Below are 19097 nucleotides of genomic sequence, written 5' to 3'. Positions count from 1 at the left end.
TCAACGACGCGCAGTGGATTGCACCTCGGCTGCGCGGACTTCGGCAGCCAGTTTGTCCAGGACCCCATTCACAAAACGATAGCCATCGGTGCCGCCGAAGGACTTGGCCAGTTCAACGGCCTCGTTGATGGCGACCCGGTAGGGCACTTCGACATGATGAACCAGTTCGAAACTGCCGATCAGCAGGACCGCGTGTTCGATCGGTGAAAGTTCGGCCAAAGGACGGTCGATGTAGGGCACGAAGCTGGCGCGCAGGGATTCGGCCTGACGGGCCGCCCCCTGCAGCAAGGTCTGGTACCACTGGCCATCCGCCTGCTCGAAGCCTTCGCCGTCACGGATGTGCGCGTCGATCTCGCCTAGTTCACCCAGATCGGCGCCCCCGCGCAGCAACCAGGCATAAATTCCCTGCAGCGCGAATTCACGCGCCATGCGGCGGGCGCTGCGGGCATTGGCCCGCCCGTTACGCGCCTTGGATTCAGTCATCGGTATCTTCTTCGAAATCCTCGTCGTCGTCCTCGTCGTCATCGTCTTCCGATTCCGGCTCGAGCGCGGCGACCAGATTGGCCATTTCGACAGCGGCGCGCGCGCAGTCGCGGCCTTTATCGGCTGCCCGGACCTGGGCCTGCTCCTCGGTGTCAGCCGTCAGCACCCCATTGGCGACCGGGATGCCGGTTTCCAAAGAGATGCGGCTGATCGCAGAAGCGGACTCGTTGCTGACGATTTCGAAGTGGTACGTTTCGCCGCGGATCACGGCGCCCAGAGCGATCAGGGCATCGAATTCGAAGGTTTCGGCCATCTGGGCCAGGGCGACGCCCAGTTCCAGCGCGCCCGGCACGGACACCACCATCATGTCGCGTTCGTCGACGCCCAGGGCGGCGAGTTCGTCCAGGCAGGTTTGCAGTTCGGCTTCGCCGATTTCAGCATTGAAACGGGAACGCACGATGCCGATGTGCAGGCCTTCGCCGTTCATGTCGGGGGTCATCACATAAGGGTTCATAGTCGCGATTCCATATCAGTTGGTGGCGTTAGACACGCCAGGTTCGTTATGGTACCCCGTAATGGTCAGGGAAAACCCAGCCATACTGGGCATTTTTCTGGGGCGCGCCAACAGACGGGCCTGACCGACACCCAGATCGCGCAGGATCTGAGCGCCGATCCCGAAGGTGCGCAGGCCGTGGCGTTCGCCATCGGGCACGGCGGACGCCATGGGCGCATCGCCCGGGCTGCGTGCCCAGGCATCGAACTGCGCGAACAGCAGATCGGCTTCGCCGTGGCAGTTCAACAGCACCAGCACGCCGCTGGGCGCGGCAGCGATCGTCCGCAAAGCCTGAGGGATCGTCCAACTGTGCCGGGTCGCGCCTTCGCACAACACGTCCAGTACGCTGGTAGGTTCGTGCACCCGCACCAGGGTTTCCGTATCCGCCTGGATCTGCCCATGCACCAGCGCCAGATGCGGCGCATTCGAGGCGCGGTCGCGATACGCCACTGCCTGGAATTCCCCCCAGGGGGTGGTCACCGTGCGTTCGACCAGGCGTTCGACCATGGTTTCGTGTTCGCTGCGGTACTGGATCAGATCCGCAATCGTGCCGATCTTCAGGCCGTGTTCCTGGGCGAACGTCATCAGGTCCGGCAGACGGGCCATGGTGCCGTCCGGCTTCAGGACTTCGCAGATCACGGCGGCGGGCGTGAGGCCTGCCATCGCGGTCAGGTCACAACCGGCTTCGGTGTGGCCGGCGCGCACCAGCACACCGCCGGGCACCGCGCGCACCGGGAAGATATGACCGGGCTGCACCAGATCGGACGGGCGGGCATCCCGCGCCACGGCGGCCTGAATGGTGCGCGCGCGATCCGCCGCGGAAATGCCGGTGCTGACGCCCTGGGCGGCCTCGATCGAAACGGTGAAATTGGTGCCATAGCGGGTGCCGTTCTGATTGGCCATCAGCGGCAGCTGCAATTGCTCGCAGCGTTCCTGGGTCAGCGTCAGGCACACCAGGCCGCGCGCGTGCGTGACCATGAAATTGATCGCATCGGGCGTGACAAAGTCGGCGGCCATCACCAGATCGCCCTCGTTCTCGCGGTCTTCCTCGTCCACCAGAATGACCATATGCCCGGCGCGAAGCTCGGCCACGATTTCCTGGACGGGAGCGATCCCGAAGGACGTCGACGCATTGTGCGTCTCGGTATCCGTACTCATTTCAATCTTGTCCCAATAAAAGACGATGACGCCATTTTAGCGGTTGTCCAGCAAGGCCTCGGCGAACTCCGACGCCACGAAAGGTTGCAGGTCCTGCATGCCTTCGCCCACACCGATCCAATAAACCGGCACGGGCCGCACGCCCTGGCTGCCCGCCGCCACCGCCGCCAGCGTGCCGCCCTTGGCGGTACCGTCGAGCTTGGTGACGACCAGCCCGGTCAAGCCCAAAGCGGCGTCAAAGGCGCGGATCTGCGCCAAGGCGTTCTGGCCGGTGTTGCCGTCGACCACCAGCAGCACTTCGTGCGGCGCCCCCGCATCCGCCTTGCCGATGACCCGTTTGATCTTCTTCAGTTCTTCCATCAGATGCAGTTGGGTGGGCAAGCGGCCCGCCGTGTCCACCAGCACCACATCGGCGGCTCGGGCGCGACCGGCATTCACGGCATCGAACGCCACCGCGGCAGGGTCGCCGCCCTCCTGGGCGATCACGGTCACCCCGTTGCGCGCCCCCCAGGCCACCAGTTGCTCGCGGGCCGCGGCGCGGAACGTATCCCCCGCCGCCAACAGGACCGTCGCCTGACGCGCCTGCAGCGCATGGGCCAGCTTGCCGATCGAGGTGGTCTTGCCCGCCCCGTTCACCCCGGCGATCATCACCACCGTGGGCGCGGCCTCGCCGACGACAAAGGGCTTTTCCAGGACGCGCAGGTGATCGGTCAGGATATCTTGCAAGGCGGCCCGGACGGCATCGGGCTGATCGATGCGCTGCTTGCGCACGCGCGCACGCAGTTCCGTCAAGAGTTTATCGGTGGCCTCGACCCCGGCATCCGCCATGATCAGCGCGGTTTCCAGCTCGTCGAACAGGGTTTCGTCAACCTTGACGCCGACGAACAGCCCCCCCAGATTCTGCCCCGTGCGCGACAAGCCCCGACGCAGGCGGGTCAGCCAGGACCCCGTGTCGGGTTCGGCAGCCTGGTCCAGGCGCGCCAAGGGATCGCCGGACGCATCCACGGCCTGAGACCAGGGGTCGGGCGGCGGAACCTGCTCGGGCGCCGCCGCGTCAGGCGCATCGGCGACCAGATCCGGAGACGGCGCATCGACCGGCACGTCGGCGGCAGTGTCAGGCGCATCAAGGCTGACGGTCAACGCTTCTGGCGGCAACTCGGTGGGCGCCACCGGCGCAATTTCCGGCACATCGGCGGGCAGGTCGACTGCTTCCGGCTGCGGCTGGGGTTTTTTGCGTTTAAAAAAACTGAACATAGGCTTTACACTGAACGATCCGGCGAACTGCACGACGCCGTGCCGAACACCACGGGCCGCGCATGAAGAAACATCAGATCCGTATTGTAGGCGGTCAATACCGCAAAACCCCGATTCCGGTTCCGGACGGCGACCATTTGCGTCCCACGCCGGACCGTGTCCGGGAAACGCTGTTCAATTGGCTAAGCCATTTCTGGGATGGCGAGTTCGCCGGACGGCGGGTGCTGGATCTGTTCGCCGGCACCGGGGCCCTGGGTTTCGAGGCCGCGTCGCGCGGCGTGGCCCTGGCGCAGCTGGTGGAACGAGCGCCGGTCGCGCTGGCCGGCCTGCGCGCCGTCCAAAGTCGTCTGCAGGCGCCAGCGATTCGCATTCATGCAGGGGATGCGCTGGCCTATCTGCAATCCCTGCCCGCCCCTTCATTCGACCTGCTGACGCTGGACCCGCCCTTCGGCGGCGACTGGCTGACGCGGGTGCAACCGCTGATCCAGCGCGCGCTGTTGCCAGGAGGGCTGCTATACCTGGAATCGGGCACGCCGCTTGACGACACGCCCGCCGACTGCGAACTGCTGCGCCAGGGCCGGGCAGGACATGTGCACTATGCCTTGTTGCAGTTTGCTGCGATGCAAAAAAATCGCAATAATGATCGACTGGAATCGGGCTGCGACGCCCCTACGCTATCGGAGAGTGCATGATCACCGCCGTCTATCCCGGAACGTTCGACCCCCTGACCCGCGGCCACGAGGACCTCGTGCGACGCGCCGCCAGCCTGTTCGACCAGGTGGTGGTGGGCGTGGCGGTCAGCCAGAACAAGCGCCCCTTCTTCAGCGTGCAGGAACGCCTGGAAATCGCCGAAGAAGTCCTGGGGCACTATCCCAACGTGCGCGTGCGCAGCTTCAGCGGCCTGCTGAAGGACTTTGTGCGCGAACAGGAAGCCCGCGTCATCGTGCGCGGCCTGCGGGCGGTGTCCGATTTTGAATACGAATTCCAGATGGCGGGCATGAACCGCCATCTGCTGCCGGAAGTCGAAACCCTGTTCATGACGCCGTCGGATCAATACCAGTTCATTTCCGGCACCATCGTGCGGGAAATCGCCATCCTGGGCGGCGACGTCAGCAAATTCGTGTTTCCGTCGGTCGAACGCTGGCTGCACACCAAGGCCAAGGCGCTACGCGAACAGCAGGGATCGACCTAAGCACGGCGCGCCCCCAGACGGTCATCCGGCGCCCGGGCCGGGCCGCATCAAACCTGATCCGGCCAGCTGACCGCTCCCGCGTCGGGGTGGACCTTCAGCAAACGACAGGGCTGCCCCAGCCATTCCGCAAACCAGGCTGCCGCCAGCTCGCCTTCATCCACGGCACGCACCGCCGCTTGTCCTACTCGCGCCACGCGCTCCACGCTGACATCGTCTTCGATCACGTCCAGGGGCACATCCAGGCGCAGCATGCCGGGGGCTTTGATCACCAGATACCCGAAACGCAGTGTGAGTTCCAGTTGCCCCAGACGCGGCGCCTGGCCGGAGTCCAGCCAGACGTCTGCCTGATCGACGATCAGCCAGCGGCGGTCATAATCGCCGGCCTCATTCAAGGCCGGGCCGCCAGCGATGGGTTGGGCGACAGAGGTGCTCATTCACAGTTCCTTGTTCAGAGAAGCGTTCATTGGCCCAGCAGGCCCTTCAGCGCATTGCCGATGCGTTCCACGGGGTCGGACTTGGCCGCATCCGTCTTGGGTCGCGAGGGTTCGGCGTCGGGACTGGGCAGAGCCTGTTCGATCAGATCCTTGCCCTTGATCAATTCCATCAGCCCCGACTTGACCGCCTGCTGGATCGTCTGGTTGTGGATGGCATCCCACTGCACCACGAAATCCGGCTGCGCCCAAGCGCCCGTGACACGGATCGGAATCGTCGCCCCCAACAGCGACGCCACCGCGCCCGACAAGGGCTTGGGTACGCGCGCGGCCACCTGCGCCAGCAGCTGCAGATCCAGCGTCTGACCCGGCACATCGATCAAGGCCGGCTTGCCCGCCGTCACCCGCACCAGGCCGGAGGCCAGCAGCAGCTTGGACACCGTGCCCTTGCCGCCTTTCAGATCGACACGGCCTTCCAGCGTACTAAAGGGCGTACTGCGCTGTTTCTGGAAAGGGGACGCGACGGCGTCCAGACGGCCTTTCAGGATATTGCCCAAGGCAGCGGAGACCTCTGACAGGGTCTGCCCGGCGTCAATGCCCTGCACGGCGCCATCGCGCACCTGCCAGGCCGCCCGGCCCGCCAGGCCCCGCAACCAGGCATCCATCGTATTACCCTGCGTTTTGAGATCCAGCTGGACGGCGCCCTGACCAGACAGCAGCGTGCGCCCCAGCACCGCCTGCAAGAAGGGTTCGACCGCCACTTTGTCCAGATTCAGCTTCAGCCCCAAGGTCTGATCCGCCGCCAGCCGCGCCTGCGCCGTCAAGCCGCCTTCGTACAGTTTGGCCGTGAGCTTGGGCAGGGTCAGTACGCCATCGGCGATCTTGACCGGCGCTTCCACCTGGGTCAGCTGCACATCGCGCATGCGAAGGTCGGCGATTTTCACGTCGCCCTGGATATCCTGCCCCTTGAGAAAAGACAGATCGATCACGGTCGGTGTAGTGGTCGGCGCTTTGGTCTCGTCGGTCGCCGGCTCGCCATCCGGCGGGGGGGGCGAATCATCCCCCTGAGCAGAGGCGGGCGCCGCCGCGGCGGGCGCGGGCACCGGTGTGGGCATCCAGTGATTCAGATCGATTTTTTCGGCATTCAGGGAAAACCGGGTACTGGGCTGCGCCTCCAGGCCGGTTGTCGCGACCTTGAGCGCGGTCTGGCCGCCGTCCATGACCGCATTCAGATCGATCTCCAGGGCATCGCGCACCAGATCCAGATGCGCGCTGCCGATCATGGGAAACTCATTGATGGCTTTGGATTGATCCTGGTTGCGCAGCACGACGTCGCCTTTGAGCGCCGTCAACGCCCCCTTGCGCAGCGATGTGTTCCAGGCCAGCGGCGAGGTCAGCTTCATCCGGACCAGGCGCGGCCCCTGCGCCAGCGCGCCATCCAGGCTGACCTTGCGAAACTGCCAATCGTTGGCATTGCCCGTCAGGCCTTCCAGCCCCAGCGAGATCGCCAGCGTCTGATCGCCGCTTGACTTCAAGGTGGCCGCCACGGGATCGGCCTGGGCGGATTCGGGTGACACCGCCAGCGCCGGCGCATCCAGAGCGAGTTCCAGATTGCGCCCCTGATCCTGGGCGGACGCCCGCAAGGCAAGCTTGGCGACCTTCAGTTCCAGGTTGCGCGGGTCCAGGTGCAGCTGTCCCGCCGTCAGGTTGGCTTTGAGGTTCTGAATGGGATGCGCCCCGACGATATTGCCGGCCAGCGTCAGTTCCAGATTGCCGGCGGTCAGGCGACGCTCGCTGCCCTTGTAGCCCAGACTGCCTTTCAAGGCGGCGCTGGCCTGATCCAGATTGCCCAGACGGCCCGTCAGCTGGACGTTGATTTTTTGTGCCGAATAGTCGCCGCGCCCACCCGGATTCAGACGCAGCAGCGCCTGAGCCTGCAACTGCGCATCCTGCACCGGATCATCCCCGGCTACCTGCGCCTTCAGAGAAACATCGAAAGGTTGATCGTAGGTCACGCGCCCGGTGTTGGCCTCGATCCCCGACAAAGTCGTCGACAAGCCGCTGCGTTGATCCAGGTAGTGAATCTGCCCCCCCTTGAGATCCAGCCCTGCGATATCGATGTTCAGGTCCGAGCGATTATCGGACTCACCGATCGCGGCAGTGGCTGCAGCGGCAACCGCCGCCGTGGCGGGCGAGGCGGGCGAAAGGGCAGCCGCCTGGTCGGATTCCAGCAGATCGCTGAAATTGAAATTTCCATTGGCATCCCGCACGACCCAGGCCTTCAGGCCCGCGATGGCCACGTGATCCACCACCAACTGATTGGACAGCAGAGGCCAGATCGCCACCGCGAACCGGGCGCTGTCCACGGACACGAAGGTGTCTTTGGACTGGTGATTGGACAGTGCCACATTGCTGACCGACAAACCAATGCGGGGAAACAGGGACAGTTCGATATCCCCGCCGATGGTCAGGGTCCGCGCATAGCGTTCAAAGACCAGATTTTCCAGCCTCGATTTATAGGCGTTCGGATTGAAGGTCAGCAGGAAAATGGCCAGACCGACCACGGCCACCAACAAGGCCAGGACCAGGCTGAACAGACCCCGCTTCAACCACACATTCATGATGAATCCCGCATATCCAGAGTGCCGACCGCCACCCGGGCGGACAATTAAGCGAAATGCTAACCCATGCCCGCATCCGATAGTCCCCGAAACCGGCGCAGCATGCGAGTTTATGTCGCAAAATCTTAGCAAACATGCAAAACACGACTCTATATAGCCAAACGCTATATGTAAATCGCCTTGCCGACCTGTGTTTCAAACGCCAATCCCCGCTACCATGATTCCCTGTCAGGGCAGGAGACAGCCGCACGCGGCCCAGCCCGGCGGATAAAACATACAAGGAGAAGCCATGCCCACATCTGTCTTGATCGACGGGAGACCGCTATGCTGATCGGCATACCCCGCGAAACGCTGCCCGGTGAAACCCGGGTCGCCGCCACCCCGGAAACCGTCAAAAAGCTGGCGCAGGCCGGCCATCAGGTGCAGCTGGAACGCGGCGCGGGCCTGTCCGCCCGCTACCGTGACGGCGACTACGAACAGGCAGGCGCCGTTCTGGTGGACGCGGCCCAAGCGCTGGGCAGCGAGCTGGTCCTGAAGGTCCGCCGCCCGAACACCGCCGAACTGGCGCACATGAAAACCGGCAGCGTGCTGCTGGGCATGCTGGACCCCTTCGACGCCGACGGCCTGCACACGCTCGCCCAGGCCGGATTGACCGCTTTCGCCCTGGAAGCCGCCCCCCGCACCACTCGCGCCCAAAGCCTGGATGTGCTGTCTTCCCAGGCCAATCTGGCAGGCTACAAGGCGGTGCTGCTGGCCACCCAATACTACGGTCGCATTTTTCCCATGATGATGACTGCCGCCGGCACCTTGAAGGCCGCCCGCGTGGTGGTGCTGGGCGCCGGCGTGGCCGGCCTGCAGGCCATCGCCACGGCGCGGCGCCTGGGCGCCGTGGTCGAGGCATCCGACGTGCGGCCTGCCGCCCGCGAACAGGTGGAGTCCCTGGGGGGGAAATTCATCGACGTGCCTTACGAGACCGACGAGGAACGCGAAATCGCCCAAGGTGTGGGCGGTTACGCCCGCCCCATGCCCGCAGCCTGGATGACGCGCCAGGCCGCTCTGGTCGCCGAGCGCTGCAAACAGGCGGACATCGTGATTTCCACGGCGCTGATCCCCGGACGCCCCGCCCCGGTGCTGATCCAGCCCGAGACGGTCGCCGCCATGAAGCCGGGTTCGGTCATCGTCGACCTGGCAGTCGAGCGCGGCGGCAATTGCCCGCTGTCGGTCCTGGACCAGGTCGTCGAACACGACGGCGTCACCCTGGTCGGCCTGAGCAACCTGCCCGCCCTGCTGGCGACGGATGCATCCGCCTTGTACGCCCGCAACCTGCTGGATTTTCTGAAACTGGTCATCGACGCCGAGGGGCGCTTCGCCCTGCCTGCCGACGACGACATCATCACGGCTTGCCTGGTCTGCCAGGACGGCAAGGTTCTAAGGAGCGCCTGATGGAAGCGGTCAACCCGACACTCATCAACATCATCATCTTCGTGCTGGCAGTCTATGTCGGCTTTCACGTGGTCTGGAACGTCACCCCGGCGCTGCACACGCCGTTGATGGCGGTGACCAATGCCATTTCCGCCATCGTCATCGTCGGCGCCATGCTGGCCACCGGCCTGACCGACGGCGGCCTGGCGCAGGGCATGGGCGTACTGGCCGTCGCACTGGCCGCCGTCAACGTGTTCGGTGGCTTTCTCGTCACCCAGCGCATGCTGGAAATGTTCAAGAAAAAGGATCGCAAGGGGGGCCAGGCATGATTTCCGCCAATCTCGTCACCCTGCTTTACCTGGTCGCCTCGGTCTGCTTCATCCAGGCGCTGAAAGGCCTGTCGCATCCCACGACATCCCGGCGCGGCAACGCCTTCGGCATGGCCGGCATGGTGATCGCCATCCTGACGACGGCGGCGCTGATCATTGGTCTGGCCCGCGACGGCACCGCCACGCTGGGGCTGGGCCGCGTCATTCTGGGCCTGCTGGTCGGCGGCACCATCGGCACCATCCTGGCCCGCAAGGTCGAAATGACCAAGATGCCGGAACTGATCGCCTTCATGCACAGCATGATCGGTCTGGCCGCCGTCGCTATCGCGGTCGCGGTGGTGGCCGAACCCCATGCCTTCGGCATTGCAGCCGCCGGCGATCCTATCCCGACCGGCAACCGCCTGGAACTGTTCATCGGCACCTTCGTCGGCGCCATCACGTTTTCGGGTTCGGTCATCGCCTTTGGCAAACTGTCAGGGAAATACAAGTTCCGCCTGTTCCAGGGCGCACCGGTGGTCTTCCCCGGCCAACACCCGCTGAATCTGATCCTGGCCATCGTCATGCTGGCCTGCGGATTCTGGTTCATGGCCACACAGTCCTGGCTGCCCTTCGTGCTGATGACGGTCATCGCCTTTTTGCTGGGCGTGCTCATCATCATTCCCATCGGCGGGGCCGACATGCCGGTGGTGATTTCCATGCTGAACAGCTATTCGGGCTGGGCGGCGGCGGGCATCGGCTTTTCCTTGAACAACCCCATGCTGATCATCGCCGGTTCGCTGGTGGGCTCGTCGGGCGCGATTCTGTCCTACATCATGTGCAAGGCCATGAACCGGTCTTTCTTCAATGTGATCCTGGGCGGCTTCGGGGCGGAAGCCTCTGCCGGCGGCGGCGCAGCGGCAGGGGAGCGCAGCGTCAAATCAGGCAGCGCAGACGATGCCGCCTTCCTGATGAGCAATGCGGACACCGTCACCATCATCCCAGGGTACGGTTTGGCGGTGGCGCGCGCGCAGCACGCCTTGAAGGAACTGGCCGGCAAGCTATCCAGCCAGGGGGTCACGGTGAAATACGCCATCCACCCGGTGGCGGGCCGCATGCCCGGCCACATGAACGTGCTGCTGGCCGAGGCCGAAGTCCCCTATGATCAGGTGTTCGAAATGGAGGACATCAACGGGGAATTCGGCCAGACCGACGTAGTGCTGGTTCTGGGCGCCAATGACGTCGTGAACCCCGCCGCCAAGAACGATCCCAATTCCCCGATTGCGGGCATGCCGATCCTGGAGGCCTACAAAGCCCGCACCGTCATCGTCAACAAACGCTCCATGGCGGCTGGATATGCCGGACTGGACAATGAACTGTTCTATATGGACAAGACCATGATGGTCTTTGGCGACGCGAAAAAAGTCCTGGAAGACATGCTGAAAGCACTGGAATAGCGGCTTGTCTGCCCGCCCCGGCGATTTCCGCCGGGGCATCCAGACTTTCCCGCATGGCACTTGTCGGCCCGAGAATCCGGGCCGATTTCGTTTAAAATCGGAATTGACGTCATTAAATCCCGGCATCTTCATACATATGGCCATCGAGGAAAACGATCCTTTTGCGGTGTCGCAAAAATTCGAGATACAGAGCATTCTCCAGAGATTGCTGGATAAACGCACCTTGGTGCGTTTGGATATCCCGGGCCATGCGGTTTCGATCATCTCCACGATGCTGGAGCTCGATCCCAAAAAAGGCTTTCTGATCGTCGACAACGCCTCTGACGATGCCGTGAATTCCCAGTTGCTGCGGGCACCGTCAGTCCGTCTGCAGGGCATGCTCGATCGGGTCCTGATCGAATTCCAGGGCCACCTGCAGCCCACCATGCAAGACGGAAAGCCGGCGCTGTCCATGCCCTGGCCCAGCCAGTTGCGCCGCATCCAGCGGCGGGAATTCTTCCGCATGGACGTACCCACCATCAACCCAGCCACCTGCCTGATCGAAGACCCCTCTCTGCCCGGCGGGCAGATCACCCTGCCGCTGGGCAACATCAGCGCAGGCGGCCTGCAACTGATCGATCGCAACAAGATCCTGGCCGATCAGGTCATCGGGACCTTCTTCGAGGAATGCACGCTGCATATGCCCGATGTCGGCGACCAGGACATCAGTCTGCGCCTGATGCGCCACGACCAGCTTCTTCAAGAAGGCGACAAACCGCCGCTGCATGTGGTGGCATGCCGATTCTTCAATCTGTCCGCCAATCACCAGATCCCCATCCAGCAATACGTCGGCATCCTCGAACGCGCCATCCTGGCCCGCCGCTGGGGTACCGAAGAATAAAATCCGCTGCCGCCGGGACACGGCGATCTCAGTAAATATATCAATTGCATATTTATATGGGCTGTGCCACCATCAAGGTGGCGCCTCATGCTGCACGCCTGTCCGGGCCGATGCCGCACGGCGCCTTTCCTGAAAACTTGCCTGTCGGCCATCCCTGGCAGACGGACGACTGCACTCGAAGGACTCCATGCACGCGTCTTCCTGCGACATCGCCATCGTCGGCGGCGGCATCATCGGTGTCAGCTGCGCCCTGGCTCTCAGCGAGACGGGTCAGCGCGTCACCCTGATCGAACCCCAGGACCTGGCCAGCGGCGCCAGCAAAGGCAATGCCGGCGGGCTGGCGTTCGCCGACATCCTGCCGCTGGCCTCGCCCCGCATTCTGCGCAAGGCAATCCACTGGCTCTTCGATCCGCTGGGGCCGCTCAGTCTGCCGCCCGCCTATCTGCCCCGCATTGCCCCGTGGCTGTTGCAGCTGTGGCGCGCCAGTCTGCCGGACCGCTACCCCGCCAACATCCGGGCGCAAGCGGCCCTGATGACCCTGTCCCAAAGCGAAATGCTGGCACAGCTGGCATCCACCGGGCTTACCCACCACCTGCATAGCCAGGGGGTGCTGGAAGTCTACGAAGGCGCCAACCGCTACCAGGCATCGCTGGTCACCGCACAATGGCGCGAGCGCTACGGCATCGAATCCCACCTGCTGCAAGGCGCGGATCTGGCCGCGCAGCAGCCTGGCCTGGCGGCGCGCTTCACCCACGGCGTCCTGATCCCCGAATGGCGCAACGTGGCCGACCCACAGGCATTGGGTCAGGCGCTGGGGGAACAAGCCATCACGCGAGGCGTGCGCTTGCTGCGCCAGTCGGTGCGCTGGCTGCAACCCGCGACCGGCGGGGTACAGCTGATCCTGGAAGACGGCAGCCAGTTGCAGGCCCGGCAGATCGTGCTGGCGGCCGGCGCGCGATCCCATCAGCTGGCGCGTGGCCTGGGCGACCGCATCCCGCTGGAAACCGAACGCGGCTACAACACCACCCTGGCGCCCGATGCACTGGACCTGCGCCAGCAAGTCACCTTCAGCGATCACGGCTTCGTGATTTCACCCCTGACCTGCGGCATCCGCGTGGGCGGCGCCGTCGAACTGGCCGGCCTGGATCGGGCGCCCGACTACCGCCGGGCGCAGGCCATGCTGGACAAGGCCAAATCCTTTTTCCCCGACCTGAACACGGCGGACGGCGTCCAGTGGATGGGCTTTCGCCCCAGCCTGCCGGATTCCCTGCCCATCATCGCCCGTTCGCCCCGTCATCCGGCGGCCATCTACGCCTTTGGCCACGGCCATCTCGGCCTGACCCAAAGCGCCGCCACCGCGCGGCTGGTACGTGACCTGGCGATGCACCAGCCTGCCGCAATCGACCTGCATCCTTACCGGGTTGACCGGTTTTCTCTTTTTGGCGCCCGCTCATGAAACGCATTTCCATCCTGGATTCCCATACCGGCGGCGAACCCACCCGGCTGGTGCTGGACGGCTTCCCCGACCTGGGGACGGGCGACATGGCCCAACGCCGCACCCGCCTGGCCAAACAGCACGACGACTGGCGCAAAGCCGTCATCCTGGAACCACGCGGCCACGACGTGCTGGTCGGCGCGCTGCTCTGCCCGCCCCAGGACCCGAACGCCGCTGCCGGGGTCATCTTTTTCAATAACACCGGCTACCTGGGCATGTGCGGTCACGGCACCATCGGCCTGATCGTGTCCCTGGCGTATCTGGGCCGTATCCAGCCCGGCACGCACCGGATCGAAACCCCGGTCGGCACAGTCGACGCCACACTGCACTCGGACGGCAGCGTCAGTGTGCGCAACGTGGCGTCGTATCGCCACCGCCAGGACGTCACAGTGGATGTCCCCGGCCTGGGTCCCGTCACCGGCGACATCGCCTGGGGCGGCAACTGGTTCTTCCTGGTCAACGCCCCCGACCGCGTACATCCCGGCGCCGACACCCGCCAGCTGACCGAACACGCGGCGGCCATCGGCAACGCGCTGGAAGCCCAAGGCATCCGGGGGCGCGACGGCGGCCTGATCGACCATATCGAACTGTTCGGCGCGGATCCCGACGCCGACAGCCGCAGTTTCGTGCTCTGCCCCGGCAAGGCCTATGATCGGTCACCTTGCGGCACCGGCACCAGCGCGAAAATCGCCTGCCTGGCCGCCGACGGCAAACTGCAGCCCGGCCAGATCTGGCACCAAGCCAGCATCATCGGCAGCCGTTTCCAGGCCAGTTATGAACCAGGGCCGGACGACACCGTCATTCCCACCATTCGGGGCAACGCGCACATCAGCGGCGAAACGACCCTGATTCTGCAGGACGACGACCCCTTTGCCTGGGGTATTCAAACCTAATCATGCCATCCACCACGCCCACGAAAACCCGCGCCACCGAGGCCGCTTACGACGCCATCGAGCAAATGATCGCCACGCTGCGGCTGGAACCCAACCAGCCCATCGTGGAAAGCGATCTGATCCAGATGACCGGCCTGGGGCGCACCCCCATCCGTGAAGCCCTGATGCGATTGGTCGCCAGCGGCCTGATCGAGCAACAACCGCGCCGCGGCTTGCGCGTCAGCGAGATCCGCATCGCGGAACACCTGATCCTGATCGACACCCGCCGGGTGCTGGAACGCTTGATCGCCACCTCGTCCGCCCGCCGGGCGACACCCGATCAGCGCGCCCGACTGCTGCAATGCGGCCAGGACATGGTGGATGCCGCACAGCGCAACGACCTGGCGGCCTACATGCAGGCCGATCAGGCGCTGGATCGCATCAATCACGAGGCCTGTCGCAACCCCTATGCCGTCCAGGCCATCGTGCCCATGATCATTCAGTGCCGGCGGTTCTGGTACGCCTATCAGCACGAGGGCGATCTGGAGCGCGGCGCGCGCAGCCACCTGCTCGAAGTCCAGGGCATCCACGCCAACGACCCCGAACAAGCGGTCGCCGGCGCTGATGCGTTGATGGACTATCTGACGGAATTCACCCGGACGGTGATTGAAGCCTAATTCACGTACCAGATCGTTTTGGTCTGCTGGTACTGATCCAGGGCTTCCAGACCGTTGTCGCGACCGCCGAAACCGGACTGTTTGTAGCCGCCGAACGGAGTGCTGATATCGCCTTCGGAAAAGCCGTTGATGGACACCGTGCCGGCCTGGATGGCGCGGGAAACCCGCTGAGCGCGACCGACGTCTCGCGTATACAGGGAAGCAGCCAGACCATAGGCGCTGTCATTGGCGAGCTCAATCGCCTCGGCTTCTGTTTCGAAGGGGGTCACTGCCAGGATGGGGCCAAAGACCTCTTCCCGGAACAGCCTTGAATCCGCCGACACCTGATCGAAAATCGTCGGTTCCACGTACCAGCCACTGCCCAGTTCCGTGTGGATGCGACCGCCATGCACCAGTCGGGCGCCTTGGGCTGGGGCATCATCCAGGAAGCTGCGCACCTTGTCGAAATGGGCGCGTTCAACCATCGGCCCGATCTGGACGGATTCATCCGTGGGCAACCCCACTGTCCAGGTGGACAGCCGTTCCTGCAGACGCGCCAGCAAGGCGTCCTTGATCCCGCTTTGCACGATCAAGCGCGAGCCGCAACTGCAGTTTTCTCCCATGTTCCAGAACGCTGCCGCCAGCACATGATCGACCATGCCGTCCAGGTCGGCATCGTCGAAAATCACCTGGGGACTCTTGCCGCCGCACTCCAGCACGATTTCCTTCAGGTTGCTCTCGGCGGAATACTTCAGGAAATAGCGACCGACCTCGGTCGAGCCGGTAAAAGACACCACGTCCACATCCATATGCCGGCCCAAGGCCTGCCCGACGTCCTCGCCCAGGCCGGTGACCAGCATCAGCACGTCTTCCGGCACCCCGGCCTCGTAGGCCAGCTGTGTCATGCGGTAGGCGCTCAGCGAGGTCAGCTCGGCCGGTTTGACGATGACGGAATTGCCCGCCACCAGGGCCGGAGCGACTTTCCAGGCATACATCTGCGCCGGGAAGTTCCAGGGCAGCACAGCGCCCACCACGCCGATGGGTTCCTTGACGATCAGGCCCAGGGCATCCGGGCCGGTGGGTGCGATGCGCCCAAAGCATTTGTCGATGGCCTCGGCGTACCAGCGGAAGGTATCCAGGGTCGCCGGCATATCGGTGTTCAGGCATTCCGTGATGGGCTTGCCCGCATCGACGCAGTCCAGCGCAGCCAATTCTTCTGCGTGGTCGGCCATCAGGTCCGCCCAGCGCAGCATGACGCGCTTGCGTTCCGACGGCGCCAGTTGGGACCAGGCGCCCGCCTTGAAGCTCGCGCGCGCGATCTTGACGGCGCGATCCACATCGGCTGCCGTGCCTGCCTCGATGGCGCCGATGACGCTGGTGTCGATGGGCGTGATGTTTTCCAGGCGCGTGCCCGACGCCGACTGGCCCGGAATCAGGTTCCCGGCCCATAATCTGGCGGCGCGGGCCTGCTCGAAAATCTGTTCTTTGGTCTGCGGCATGATGATCTCCTTAGCGCTTATAGGCGTCGAGCATGGACAGGAAGTCCCGCGCGTCGGCATCCGACAGCGGTGCCAGCGGCAGGCGGACCGTGCCGGCCTCGACGCCGTGGCGGCGGCAGCCCAGCTTGGCCTTCTGGTTGTAGTCGCCGGACTCCATGGCCAGGATGAGCGGATACATGCCGTCCATCAACGCGCGGACCTCGTCCCAGCGGCCTTCGCTGGCAGCCTTGACCATCTGCACTTGCTCGGCTGGGAAGACGTTGGCGCCGCCGCTGATCCAGCAGCGCACGCCCCAGAACAGGAAATCGGCCGCCATGTCGTCGGACCCGCTGATGATCTGGAAATCCGGGATACGGGCCTGGATCAGGCGCAGGGCGCGGTTGAAATTGCCGCTGCTTTCCTTGATGGCGACGATGTTCGGGACCTTGGCCAGCTCGATCACGGTTTCCACCTCGATCTGCACGCCCACGCGCTGGGGGAAGTCGTACAGGATGATGGGCAGCGGGGTGGCGGCCGCCACGGTGCGGAAATGCTGCAGGATCCCCGTCTGTTCCGGCAGGCTGTAGGGCGGCGTGGCAAGCATCAGGCCGTCGTAGCCCAGGGCCTGGGCGCGCTGGGCATGGGTGATCGACTCCTGCGTGGACAGCGCGTTGATCCCGGCGATGGTCTTGGCGCGCCCGCCGACTGCCTCGACCACGGTGCGCAGGACCAGATCGCGCTCTTCGTCGTTCAGCGCATAGTATTCGCCGGTGGTGCCGCAGGCCACGATGCCGGCCACGCCAGCCTCGACGAAACGGTTCACCAGTTGCGTCAGCGCCTGCGCATTGACCTGACCATCCGCCGTGAACGGAGTGATGATGGGAACCAGGATACCTTCGATATTCATATGCCTTCCTAATGACAAAAGGATGCCCGGCCAACCGGGCGAATGCCAGGGCCAGCGGCCCCGCGCAAAAAATCAGAAACCCACGATGCGCTGCGGCAGCCATGTCGCCAAGATCGGAAACATCGCCACGATCGCCAGCGTCAGAAACTGCACCAGAATGAAGGGGACGACCCCCCGGCAGACCTGGCCGTATTTCATATCCGGCGGCGCGATCGACAGCAGGTAGAAAATCGACGAGGCCATCGGCGGGGTCAGGTAGCTGGTCTGGATGACGATGATCACCAGCGTGCCGAACCAGATCGGATCGACTCCCGCCGCGGTCAGCACGGGCAGGAACAGCGGCACGCAGATCAGGACGTTGGCCGTCCAGTCCAGCACGAAGCCCAGCAGGAACACGATGCACAGGAACAGCACCAGGGTACCCGTCAGGCCCAGCCCCATGTCGGAAATCAGCGCCTGGATCAGACGCCCGCCCCCATTGGCGGCGAAGATCCCCGTGAACATGATCCCGCCGGCCACGATCAACAGGATCATGGCGGAAATCCGGACCGTGATGGCCAGGGACTGGCGCATCATCGGCACGCTGAACTGCCCGTAACAGATGCACAGGATCAGGGCGCCGATGGCCCCCACGGCGGCGGCCTCGGTGGGCGACGCGATACCGGCCATCAAAGACCCCAGCACCGCGAAAATCAGCAGCATGGTCGGCAACAGGCCGCTGGCCGTGATCCGCAGCTTTTCAGCCAGCGGCAGGAGCATGTCCGGATCATCCGCGCGAGGGCCTTTTTCGGGGTTCAGGATGCACACGCCGATGATGTACAGGATGAACAGCCCCACCATGATCAGGCCGGGAAAGAGCATCGCCGCAAACAGCTCGCCCACGGAGATCTGGGCCAGCGATGCATACACTACGGCCACCACGGACGGCGGGATCATGGTCCCCAGGGACCCGCCCGCGCAGATGGTGCCCGCGATCAGGGAATTGTCATAACGAAAGCGCTGCATGGCGGGAATCGCCATCAGGCCGACCATGACCTCGACCGCCCCGACCACACCCGCCGCAGCGGCAAAGGTAGCGCCCATGGCGATGGTCGCCACGGCCAGGCCACCCGGCAGACGCCCGAGCCACAGCTGCATGGTGCGAAACAGCCGCGCCGCGATGCCGGAACGTTCCAGGATTGCGCCCATCAGCACGAACATGGGGATCGCGGACAGTATGTAATTGGTGGTGGCCGAATACAGGCCGCCATACAGCTGATTGAAGACCTGATCGCCAAAAGCGAACCACCCGGCGACCAGGGCGGGGATGATCAGGGAAAATGAAACCGGGATGCCCAGGAAGATCAGCAGGAACATCCCCGGGAACATCAGGGCGGCAACAGTCGGATTCATCAATGTTCCTTCTTGGCGCCCAGGCCCCGGCCGCAGAAGGCCCGCAGGCCTTCCGCCACCAGTTGCAGTGCCAGAGCGGTCAGGCCGATGGCGATGAGCAGGTAGAACGGCCACATCAGCGGCGCCCAGGGACTGACGGTCTCCACCTCGTGATGCACCCAGGCCCGCCAGGTGTGCGACCAGGCGATCCAGGACAACATGCCGAAAAACGGCGCCAGGATCAGCAGGTACGCTACCCCTTGCACCGCACCATTGAAGCGCGCGGGCAGGCGATTGCGCAGGACGTCGATGCGGATGTGTGCATCCTCGCGCAGCACATAAGCCACCCCCAGCAGGAAGACGGCGCCGTTGGCCATATAGGCGATGTCGAATGCCCAGACCGTGGGTGCATCGAACACGTAGCGGGCGAAGACCTCGTAGACCATCGAGACCGTCAGCACGGCCGCCGCCACGCTCGCCAGCTGGGAAGCGCACCACGACACGCCATTTGAAAATCGGGTCAGGGCATTGAGCATCATCGCCTCGCGCACGGGAGTTCCGC

At 64.4% G+C, this 19097-nt stretch carries 19 protein-coding genes; 9 read left to right on the top strand and 10 right to left on the bottom strand.

Annotated features, from left to right (window positions below):
* The 4 genes from nusB to ftsY are packed head-to-tail and all read right to left on the bottom strand — an operon-like array spanning position 1 to position 3448.
* Positions 1–483, bottom strand: coding sequence for a transcription antitermination factor NusB (gene nusB, locus WBF69_RS11980; protein WP_424264375.1), 483 nt, complete (start codon positions 481–483; stop codon positions 1–3).
* Positions 476–997 carry a 6,7-dimethyl-8-ribityllumazine synthase gene (gene ribH, locus WBF69_RS11975; RefSeq protein ID WP_424264374.1) on the bottom strand — a complete coding sequence of 174 codons (522 nt, stop codon included), beginning with the start codon at positions 995–997 and terminating at the stop codon, positions 476–478. Before ribH ends, nusB begins: the two co-directional genes overlap by 8 nt.
* Before the next feature lie 15 nt (positions 998–1012).
* Positions 1013–2194, bottom strand: coding sequence for a bifunctional 3,4-dihydroxy-2-butanone-4-phosphate synthase/GTP cyclohydrolase II (ribBA, locus tag WBF69_RS11970; RefSeq protein WP_424264373.1), 1182 nt, complete (start codon positions 2192–2194; stop codon positions 1013–1015).
* 36 nt (positions 2195–2230) lie between these two features.
* Positions 2231–3448, bottom strand: a complete 1218-nt coding sequence (gene ftsY / locus WBF69_RS11965; protein ID WP_424264372.1) for a signal recognition particle-docking protein FtsY — start codon at positions 3446–3448, stop codon at positions 2231–2233.
* Positions 3449–3510: 62 nt separating this feature from the next.
* Between ftsY and WBF69_RS11960 the strand changes: the two genes are divergently transcribed.
* Both WBF69_RS11960 and coaD read left to right on the top strand, forming a co-directional pair.
* Complete coding sequence (locus WBF69_RS11960) at positions 3511–4140, top strand: RsmD family RNA methyltransferase (RefSeq protein ID WP_424264371.1); 630 nt, start codon at positions 3511–3513, stop codon at positions 4138–4140.
* On the top strand, positions 4137–4640 hold the full coding sequence (coaD, locus tag WBF69_RS11955; RefSeq protein WP_424264370.1) for a pantetheine-phosphate adenylyltransferase: 504 nt from the start codon (positions 4137–4139) through the stop codon (positions 4638–4640). Before WBF69_RS11960 ends, coaD begins: the two co-directional genes overlap by 4 nt.
* Positions 4641–4687: 47 nt before the next feature.
* Here coaD and WBF69_RS11950 read toward each other — a convergent pair whose 3' ends face one another.
* Together WBF69_RS11950 and WBF69_RS11945 are read right to left on the bottom strand one after the other, a co-directional pair.
* Positions 4688–5074: an MOSC N-terminal beta barrel domain-containing protein gene (locus WBF69_RS11950; RefSeq protein WP_424264369.1), complete on the bottom strand. Its 387-nt coding sequence runs from the start codon at positions 5072–5074 to the stop codon at positions 4688–4690.
* Positions 5075–5100: 26 nt separating this feature from the next.
* Positions 5101–7692: an AsmA family protein gene (locus tag WBF69_RS11945; protein ID WP_424264368.1), complete on the bottom strand. Its 2592-nt coding sequence runs from the start codon at positions 7690–7692 to the stop codon at positions 5101–5103.
* A 324-nt stretch (positions 7693–8016) separates the two neighbouring features.
* On the opposite strand from WBF69_RS11945, the gene WBF69_RS11940 reads away from it, so the two are divergent.
* The 7 genes from WBF69_RS11940 (at position 8017) to WBF69_RS11910 (ending at position 14800) form a co-directional block, all read left to right on the top strand.
* Positions 8017–9135: a Re/Si-specific NAD(P)(+) transhydrogenase subunit alpha gene (locus WBF69_RS11940; RefSeq protein WP_424264367.1), complete on the top strand. Its 1119-nt coding sequence runs from the start codon at positions 8017–8019 to the stop codon at positions 9133–9135.
* Complete coding sequence (locus tag WBF69_RS11935) at positions 9135–9443, top strand: NAD(P) transhydrogenase subunit alpha (protein WP_322997762.1); 309 nt, start codon at positions 9135–9137, stop codon at positions 9441–9443. The genes WBF69_RS11940 and WBF69_RS11935 overlap by 1 nt, the downstream gene beginning before the upstream one ends.
* Entirely contained in the window at positions 9440–10876 is a 1437-nt protein-coding gene (locus tag WBF69_RS11930; RefSeq protein WP_424264366.1) for an NAD(P)(+) transhydrogenase (Re/Si-specific) subunit beta, read from the top strand. The genes WBF69_RS11935 and WBF69_RS11930 overlap by 4 nt, the downstream gene beginning before the upstream one ends.
* A 136-nt stretch (positions 10877–11012) precedes the next feature.
* On the top strand, positions 11013–11756 hold the full coding sequence (locus tag WBF69_RS11925; protein WP_424264365.1) for a flagellar brake protein: 744 nt from the start codon (positions 11013–11015) through the stop codon (positions 11754–11756).
* A gap of 187 nt (positions 11757–11943) precedes the next feature.
* A complete protein-coding gene (locus WBF69_RS11920) occupies positions 11944–13212 on the top strand; it encodes an NAD(P)/FAD-dependent oxidoreductase (protein ID WP_424264364.1) in 1269 nt (422 codons plus the stop codon).
* Entirely contained in the window at positions 13209–14144 is a 936-nt protein-coding gene (locus tag WBF69_RS11915) for a 4-hydroxyproline epimerase (RefSeq protein WP_424264363.1), read from the top strand. Before WBF69_RS11920 ends, WBF69_RS11915 begins: the two co-directional genes overlap by 4 nt.
* Positions 14145–14146: 2 nt before the next feature.
* On the top strand, positions 14147–14800 hold the full coding sequence (locus WBF69_RS11910) for a GntR family transcriptional regulator (protein WP_424264362.1): 654 nt from the start codon (positions 14147–14149) through the stop codon (positions 14798–14800).
* Here the strand turns inward: WBF69_RS11910 and WBF69_RS11905 are convergent.
* The 4 genes from WBF69_RS11905 to WBF69_RS11890 all read right to left on the bottom strand — a co-directional run bounded on the left by WBF69_RS11905 (position 14797) and on the right by WBF69_RS11890 (position 19086).
* Positions 14797–16278 (bottom strand): aldehyde dehydrogenase, encoded by a 1482-nt coding sequence (locus WBF69_RS11905; protein WP_424264361.1) that lies wholly within the window; start codon positions 16276–16278, stop codon positions 14797–14799. The genes WBF69_RS11910 and WBF69_RS11905 overlap by 4 nt on opposite strands.
* A 10-nt stretch (positions 16279–16288) precedes the next feature.
* Entirely contained in the window at positions 16289–17164 is an 876-nt protein-coding gene (gene dapA / locus WBF69_RS11900) for a 4-hydroxy-tetrahydrodipicolinate synthase (RefSeq protein ID WP_424264360.1), read from the bottom strand.
* 72 nt (positions 17165–17236) lie between these two features.
* Positions 17237–18556, bottom strand: a complete 1320-nt coding sequence (locus WBF69_RS11895; protein WP_424264359.1) for a TRAP transporter large permease — start codon at positions 18554–18556, stop codon at positions 17237–17239.
* Entirely contained in the window at positions 18556–19086 is a 531-nt protein-coding gene (locus tag WBF69_RS11890; RefSeq protein ID WP_424264358.1) for a TRAP transporter small permease subunit, read from the bottom strand. The genes WBF69_RS11895 and WBF69_RS11890 overlap by 1 nt, the downstream gene beginning before the upstream one ends.
* Positions 19087–19097 lie beyond the last annotated feature (11 nt).

Origin of the sequence: Castellaniella sp., from assembly GCF_049673105.1 — a bacterium.
Classification (GTDB): Bacteria; Pseudomonadota; Gammaproteobacteria; order Burkholderiales; family Burkholderiaceae_B; genus Castellaniella.
The sequence above is the reverse complement of the archived record's forward strand: the minus strand, read 5'-3'. Positions and strand labels throughout refer to the sequence as shown.